The sequence below is a fragment of the Nakamurella sp. genome (assembly GCF_048594475.1).
GTDB lineage: Bacteria > Actinomycetota > Actinomycetes > Mycobacteriales > Nakamurellaceae > Nakamurella.
Map to the genome: position 1 here is coordinate 1 of NZ_JBMDXT010000264.1, position 6,594 is coordinate 6,594.

The window sequence follows — 6,594 nt, forward strand, 5'->3', positions numbered from 1 at the left end:
GGCGGCCGCGGTGATCCTGGCGACCACCCGGGCGGACGTGAACGGTGCCGTCCGGCGCCGGCTGGACGTGCGCAAGCTCTCCTTCGCGCCGATGGACGACGCCGTGGCACGCACCGGCATGGAGTACGGCGGGATCACCCCGATCGGCCTGCCCGCCGACTGGCCGATCCTGGTCGACGCCGCGGTGGTCGCCGCCGGGCCGGTGGTCATCGGCGCCGGCATCCGCGCGGCCAAGATCGTCCTCGACGGTGCCCTGCTGGCGCAGGTACCCGGGGCCGAGGTGATCGAGGGACTCGCCGTCCCGGTCTGACCGGGCGCGGCGGCCGCCGGCGAGGCGGGACCCGGGCGACCCCCCCGCACGATCGTGCCCGGGCGTCGAATCGGTGTTCGGTGTTCGGTGTCCGGTGGGCGCCGGCGGCAACGTCCGGGTCAGCGGTCGCGGACGGCCGGCAGGATCTCCCGGGCGATCAGCGCGATGTGCTCCAGGTCGTGCAGATCGAGGATCTGCAGGTAGACCCGCTGCACCCCGGCCGCCGCGTAGGCCAGCAGCGTGTCCCGCACCTGGTCGACCGTTCCGGCCAGCGGGCTCTGCCGGGCCTGCTCGGGTGTGCGGCCGGCGGCCGCGGCGCGCCGGGTGAACTCGGCCTCGTCGGCGCCGACGAACGTGGTGTGCGCGGTGGAGTACACCAGCGTCGCCGGGTCGCGGCCGATCGCCGCGCATGCCCCGCGGACCCGCTCGTACTGCGCTGTGATCTCGGCGAGATCGACGAAGGCGACGTTGATCTCGTCGGCGAACCGGGCCGCGAGGGCCGGGGTGCGCTTGGGGCCCTTGCCGCCGATGATGATCGGCAGGTGGGGCCGGCCGGCCGAGTCCCGCTGCCGGGGCTTGGGCAGCCCGGGGGATCCGGCGAGGGTGTAGAACCGGCCGGCGTGGTCGAACGTCGCCCCGGCCGGCGTCCCCCACAGCCCGGTGATGATCTCCAGCTGTTCGGTGAGCCGGTCGAACCGCTCGCCGAACGAGGCGCCGAAGTCCAGCCCGTAGGCGGTGTGCTCGGCCTCGAACCAGCCTGTCCCCAGACCGAGTTCCAGCCGCCCACCGGAGATGTCGTCGACCGTGGCGGCGGCGAGCGCCGTCATCGACGGGTGGCGGAAGGTCGCCGATGTGACCAGGGTGCCCAGCCGGATGTCCGGCACCTGAGCGGCGATCGCGCCGAGGCTGACGAACGATTCGCTGGGTCCGGGCCGGCCGTCGCCGCTCATCGCCAGGACGTGATCGGAGCGGAAGAACGCCGAGAAGCCGCCGTCCCGGGCGGCCCGGGCGACCGCCACCAGGTCGGCGTGGGCGGCGCCCTGCTGCGGTTCGGTGAAGATGCGCAGGTCCATGCCCGCAGCCTAGGTGCCCGCACCGTGGTCGGTGGCGACGGCGTGGCGAGCCCTGGGCTCGACCTCGGGCGACGGCCGGGGCCCGCCGAGGCGGCGACACCCTTGACCGGGCCGGCCGATCCTGCGGACGCGGGGTCACCGCTGCGGCGGTGCGTCGCGGGTGAAGGCCGGCGCTCGCTGGGCGGGCGTGATCCTTCGCTCGCTGGCGCGGTGCGTCGCGGGTGAAGGCCTTGCCCGCCGGGAAGGGATCACCCTTCACCGGGCCGGCGGATCCTGCGGACGCGGGGCGGCCACTGCCGCGGCGGTGCGTCCCGAGTGAAGGCCGGCGCTCGCTGGGCGGGCGTGATCCTTCGCTCGCTGGCGCGGTGCGTCGCGGGTGAAGGCCTTGCCCGCCGGGCAGGGATCACCCTGCACCGGGCCGGCGGATCCTGCGGACGCGGGGCGGCCACTGCCGCGGCGGTGCGTCCCGAGTGAAGGCCGGCGCTCGCTGGGCGAGCGTCATTCTTCGCTCGCTGGCGCGCTGCGCGCCCGGGTGACGGCCGGGGACCCGCGAGGCAGGGATCACCCGCGACCGGACAGGCGGATCCTGCGGACGCGGGGCCACTGGCCGCGGCGGTGCGCGCCCGGACGCCGCGCGACGCACCGGGCGGTGGCCGGGCAGGATGAAGGCATGGCGACGACGTCCGAGACCCCTGTGGATCCCGCCCGGCTGCTCGATCTGGCGATGCGCGGAGCCCGCGCGGCCGGATGCGAGTTGATGAACCGGTTCGGCAAGATCGAGGGCCTGACCGCGAAATCGTCGGCGACCGACCCGGTGTCCGATGCGGACCGCAGCGCCGAATCCATGCTGGTCAAGCTGATCCTGTCGGAGCGCCCCGACGACGGGCTGCTGGCCGAGGAGGGGTCGGAGCGGGAGTCGGCGACCGGCATCCGATGGGTGATCGATCCGCTGGACGGCACGGTGAACTACCTCTACGGGCTGGACTCGTTCGCGGTCAGCATCGCCGCCGAGGACGCGGACGGCCCGATCGTCGGCGTCGTGCACAACCCGTTGACCAAGCGGACCTTCCACGCGATTCGTGGGGTGGGAGCCAGCGTCGACGGCCGGCCGCTGAAGGTCAAGGACCCGGTGCCGTTGGGACACGCCCTGGTGGCCACCGGCTTCGGGTACGACCCGGAGATCCGGCGCCGGCAGGGCGCACTGATCGCCGCGCTGCTGCCGCGGATCCGGGACATCCGGCGCATCGGGTCGGCCGCGCTGGACCTGTGTGCCGTGGCCTCGGGGTCGGTCGACGCCTACTTCGAGGAGGGCGTGAAGGCCTGGGACGTCGCGGCCGGCGGCCTGATCGCGCAGGAGGCCGGCGCACTGGCCATCCGCACCTCACCGATCGCCGGCCAGCCCGGGCTGTTGGTGGCCGGCCCGGCGCTGTTCGACGAGATCGCCGCCGTCCTGACCGAGCTGCGGGACGCCGACGTCGCGGCCTGACGGTCGGGCCGCCCCGCCCCGCCCCGCCCCGCCGCGGTCGGGCGGCGGCCCGGTTCAGGCCGTGGGGTGCCGGACGGTCCGCAGGGCCGCGCCGAACTCGCCCAGCCGGTCCCAGCCCGCGGTGGTGGTCAGGACGGCCACCGAGCCGGGGGCGAAGCGGCGCAGGTCGTCGCCGGCGCCCGGCTCGCGCGCCCCGTCCGGCGCGGCCTGGGTCACGAGCTCCCACGCGGTGGACGGGACCGTCGGCGCGTGCCCGACGACCAGCAGTGTGCGGGCGGCGTCCGGGGCGGTCGCGATCTGGTCCAGGATGTCGTCGACGCCGCCGCCGTAGAGCTCGTCCGAATAGCGCACCTCCCCGCCCACGGCGACCGCGTCCCGGGTCTGGCGGGTGCGGGTGGACGTCGAGCAGATCGTCAGGTCGACCGGCGGCAACGTGGCTCGCATCCAGTCCCCGACCGCGGCCGCCGCCCGCACACCGGCGGGCGTCAGCGGCCGGTCGTGGTCCCGGGCGGCGCCACCGGCCTCGGCGTGCCGCATCAGCACCAGGGTGCGGGCCGGCCCCGCGATCGGCAGGTCCTGATCGGGCATCCGTCCTCCTGGCCGGTGGTGCGGCGCCGGGGGCATCCGCCCCGGCCGGGCATCACGTTAGTGGCCGAACGGGCCGGGCCACCATCGAGCGCCGCAGGAGTCCGGACGGCACCTGCGGCGCCGGATCCGCCGTGGAAACCCGGACCCGCCGGGGCCGTGGTCCTGCCACGGTCGGCAATCGCCCGGGCACACGCCGTTCTCCTCGTCGGAGCGCTCCCAGGTTTGAATCCGCGCCGCCACTGTGGTTCAGTAGGTGTTCTGGTCCAGCAGAGGCGCCAGGAATCGTCCTGATCTGTCAGGAGTTCCTTGTGACCGCAGTACTGGAACCACCCGTCCTGGCGACCGCCGACTCCGTCCGCATCGCCGACATCCCCGTCCCGACCGAGGCTCCGCGCCCGGCCCCTGGACACACCATCGCCGCCGCGCCCACCGGTGAACGCGCTCAGCGCGTGCGGGAGTTGCTGGCCTACAGCGCCACCTGCACCGACCCGGTGGAGTTGCAGCGCTGCCGCGACCGGATCGTCACCGAGTACCTCCCGGTCGCCCGGTCCCTGGCCTCCCGGTACGCCGGCCGCGGCGTCGAGCGGGGCGACCTGGAGCAGCTCGCGTGCCTCGGTCTGGTCAAGGCCGTCCAGCGGTGGCAGCCCGGACGCAGCGACGACTTCCTGCAGTTCGCGGTGCCCACCATCGTCGGCGAGATCAAGCGGTACTTCCGCGACCACTCGTGGCTGGTGCGACCGCCGCGGCGCATCCAGGAGCTGCGGGCGGCCATCTCCGAGGCCGAGCAGACCCACCGGCACCGGGACGGCAGCGCGCCGACCGACCTGGAGCTGGCCCAGGTCACCGGCGCCCGCCCCGAGGACATCGGGGAGGCCCGCGCGGCCTCGGCCTGCTGCCGTCCGCGGTCGCTGGACGAGGAGCAGGGGCCCGGCCTGGCGCTGGCCCTGTCCTGGGGCGAGGAGGACCGCGAGATCGGCCGCATCGAGGACCGGGCCACCGTCGAGCGGCTGATGGACGCGCTGACCGAACGGGAACGCGACGTCGTGCACATGCGGTTCGACAACGGCTGGTCGCAGTCCCGCATCGGGCGCGAGATCGGCGTCAGCCAGATGCAGGTGTCCCGTTGGCTGCGGGTGATCACCGAGAAGCTGCGGTCCTGCCTGGAACGGTAGAACGGCCCCGGGGACCGGGCTCGGCGCGGCGTCGCCGAGCCCGGTTTCCCGCTCGACGAGGACGCTCACGCCGACGCGCGGTCCGGGTCACGGGCCGTGGCCGGCATCGGGGCGGTCCGACGAGGGCCGGGACAATGGCGCCCGATGGCCCGACCGTCGCCGACGGGGCCCGACCCGGTCGGCGGCCGGCTCAGCCGGTCTCGGTATCGCCCGGCAGGTGCCCGGTGCGGACCAGCGTCGAGGCGATCTCGTGCAGCTTGATGTTGTGCTGCTGCGAGTGCCGGCGCAGCACCGCGAAGGCCCGCTCCGGGGTCAGCCGGAACCGCTCCATCAGGATCCCCTGGGCCTGCCCGATGAGATGCCGGGAGTCGATCGCCCGCCACAGGTCCCGTTCGGACCGGATGCGGGCGAGCGCGACCGAGGCGTGCGCGGCGACGACCTTGGCCGTCTCGACCTCGTCGTCGGCGAACTCGGTGATGTCCTCGTAGTACAGGTTCAGGGCACCCAGCACCCGGGCGTCGGTGAACAGGTGGATGCTCAGCACGCTGCGCAGGCCCATCGCCGCGACCGCCGGACCCCAGACCGGCCAGCGCGGGTCGGTGGCGGTGTCCACGATCAGGTAGGCGCCGCCCTGCTCGGCCGCACGGAGGCAGGGTCCCTCGTCGAACTGGTACTGCAGCTCGTCCGCCTGCTCGATGAGCTCGCACGAGGTCGCCGTCGTCTCCGCCCCGCCGGTCGTCTTGACCAGGGTGACGCTCGCGCCGAAGCACTCGCACTCGGCCATGGCCAGGTCGACCACCGACTGCAGGGCGTCCTGCACCTTGGGGTTGGCTGCGACCGCCCGGGCGGCCTCGGCCAGCGCGGACCCGGACTGGCAGTCCAGATCCGACTGCAGGTCGGGTTCGGCGGCGGCGGCGACCCCGGTGTCGATCTGGGTGTCCATCTCAGCGGTGTCGATCTCGGTGTCGACCGTGGTGCCGACCGCGGCGTCGGCGGCGGCCTCGGTCGGGGTGTCGTGGGCGGTCATCGTCTCCATTGTTTCCTGTGGAGGGTGGCGAGGGCGCGGCCGGCGGGGCGGCCCGGCGTCAGCGCAGGTCACGCACCGCCGGACGGACCGGCGGCTGGGCGTCCCGCGGCTCGGATCCCGGTGGCAGGCGGGACCGGTCGGCCAGCCCGGTCAGATCGGGCTCGGCCGCCCGCCGGGTCCGCGGGGATCGGCTCGACGGGGACTCGGGCTGGTCGGCGTTGGCCTTGATGACCACGATGCGATCACCGGGCTGGAAGACCTTGACCCCGCCGGAGTCGAACCGGTGGGACACGCCGTTGCGGATGACGGTCAGGACGATCTCGCCGCGGGCCTGGAGCCGGGCCGGGGCCAGGCCCACGTCCTCGGGTCGCACCTCGCGCTCGGTGATCTGCAGGCCGGCGACCGGCTCCAGCAGATCCTCGATCACCTCGCCGGCGTTGGGCGCGACGATGGACAGGCCCAGCATCCGGCCCGCCGATTCGGCGGTGGGAATGACGACGTCCGCCCCGCCCTGCCGCAGCACCTCGATGTTCTGCTCCTCGCGGGCGGCCGCGGCGATGGTCGCGTTCGGGGCCAGCCGCCGGGCGGTCAGCGTGACCAGCACGCTGGTGTCGTCCCGATCGGCGGCGACGATCACCTGGGTCGCGCTCGGCACCGCGGCCTGCCGCAGCACCTCCTCGCGGCGGGCGTCGCCGAGCACGCCGACGCACCCGTCACCGGTGGCGGCCTTGATGTTGCCGCCGTCGCTGTCCACCACCACGATGTGGTCCGCCGGGTAGCCCTGATCGATCAGCGCACCGACCGCCGACCGGCCCTTCATGCCGTAGCCGATGACGACCGTGTGCTTCTTCACGCGCTTTCTCCAGCGACTCGTGCGGAACTGCTGCCGGCTCCGCTCCGTGAGCACCTCGATGGTGGTGCCGACCAGGACGATCAGG

General features: G+C 74.3%; 7 protein-coding genes. 3 read left to right on the top strand and 4 right to left on the bottom strand.

Going from position 1 to position 6,594, the window contains the following annotated elements:
* Positions 1-310: YbaK/EbsC family protein (locus ACOJUF_RS12300; RefSeq protein ID WP_420122137.1), on the top strand; the 310-nt coding region annotated here is incomplete at its 5' end.
* Between the two features lie 119 nt (positions 311-429).
* Here the strand turns inward: ACOJUF_RS12300 and ACOJUF_RS12305 are convergent.
* Positions 430-1,383, bottom strand: a complete 954-nt coding sequence (locus tag ACOJUF_RS12305; protein WP_420122138.1) for an LLM class F420-dependent oxidoreductase — start codon at positions 1,381-1,383, stop codon at positions 430-432.
* A gap of 670 nt (positions 1,384-2,053) precedes the next feature.
* Between ACOJUF_RS12305 and ACOJUF_RS12310 the strand changes: the two genes are divergently transcribed.
* Positions 2,054-2,869: an inositol monophosphatase family protein gene (locus ACOJUF_RS12310; RefSeq protein ID WP_420122139.1), complete on the top strand. Its 816-nt coding sequence runs from the start codon at positions 2,054-2,056 to the stop codon at positions 2,867-2,869.
* Between the two features lie 54 nt (positions 2,870-2,923).
* On the opposite strand, the gene ACOJUF_RS12315 is transcribed toward ACOJUF_RS12310, so the two are convergent.
* Entirely contained in the window at positions 2,924-3,457 is a 534-nt protein-coding gene (locus ACOJUF_RS12315) for a SixA phosphatase family protein (protein ID WP_420122140.1), read from the bottom strand.
* A 308-nt stretch (positions 3,458-3,765) separates the two neighbouring features.
* On the opposite strand from ACOJUF_RS12315, the gene ACOJUF_RS12320 reads away from it, so the two are divergent.
* A complete protein-coding gene (locus tag ACOJUF_RS12320) occupies positions 3,766-4,629 on the top strand; it encodes a sigma-70 family RNA polymerase sigma factor (RefSeq protein WP_420122141.1) in 864 nt (287 codons plus the stop codon).
* A 190-nt stretch (positions 4,630-4,819) separates the two neighbouring features.
* Here the strand turns inward: ACOJUF_RS12320 and ACOJUF_RS12325 are convergent, their stop codons facing one another.
* Positions 4,820-5,656: a GAF and ANTAR domain-containing protein gene (locus ACOJUF_RS12325; RefSeq protein ID WP_420122142.1), complete on the bottom strand. Its 837-nt coding sequence runs from the start codon at positions 5,654-5,656 to the stop codon at positions 4,820-4,822.
* Positions 5,657-5,714: 58 nt separating this feature from the next.
* On the bottom strand, positions 5,715-6,594 hold an 880-nt coding region (locus tag ACOJUF_RS12330), incomplete at its 5' end, for a potassium channel family protein (RefSeq protein ID WP_420122143.1).

Excerpts from the sequence above, each read along its gene's own strand:
- ACOJUF_RS12305 (WP_420122138.1), bottom strand. The coding sequence starts at position 1,383 with ATGGACCTGCGCATCTTCACCGAACCGCAGCAGGGCGCCGCCCACGCC.
- ACOJUF_RS12310 (WP_420122139.1), top strand. The coding sequence starts at position 2,054 with ATGGCGACGACGTCCGAGACCCCTGTGGATCCCGCCCGGCTGCTCGAT.
- ACOJUF_RS12315 (WP_420122140.1), bottom strand. The coding sequence starts at position 3,457 with ATGCCCGATCAGGACCTGCCGATCGCGGGGCCGGCCCGCACCCTGGTG.
- ACOJUF_RS12325 (WP_420122142.1), bottom strand. The coding sequence starts at position 5,656 with ATGACCGCCCACGACACCCCGACCGAGGCCGCCGCCGACGCCGCGGTC.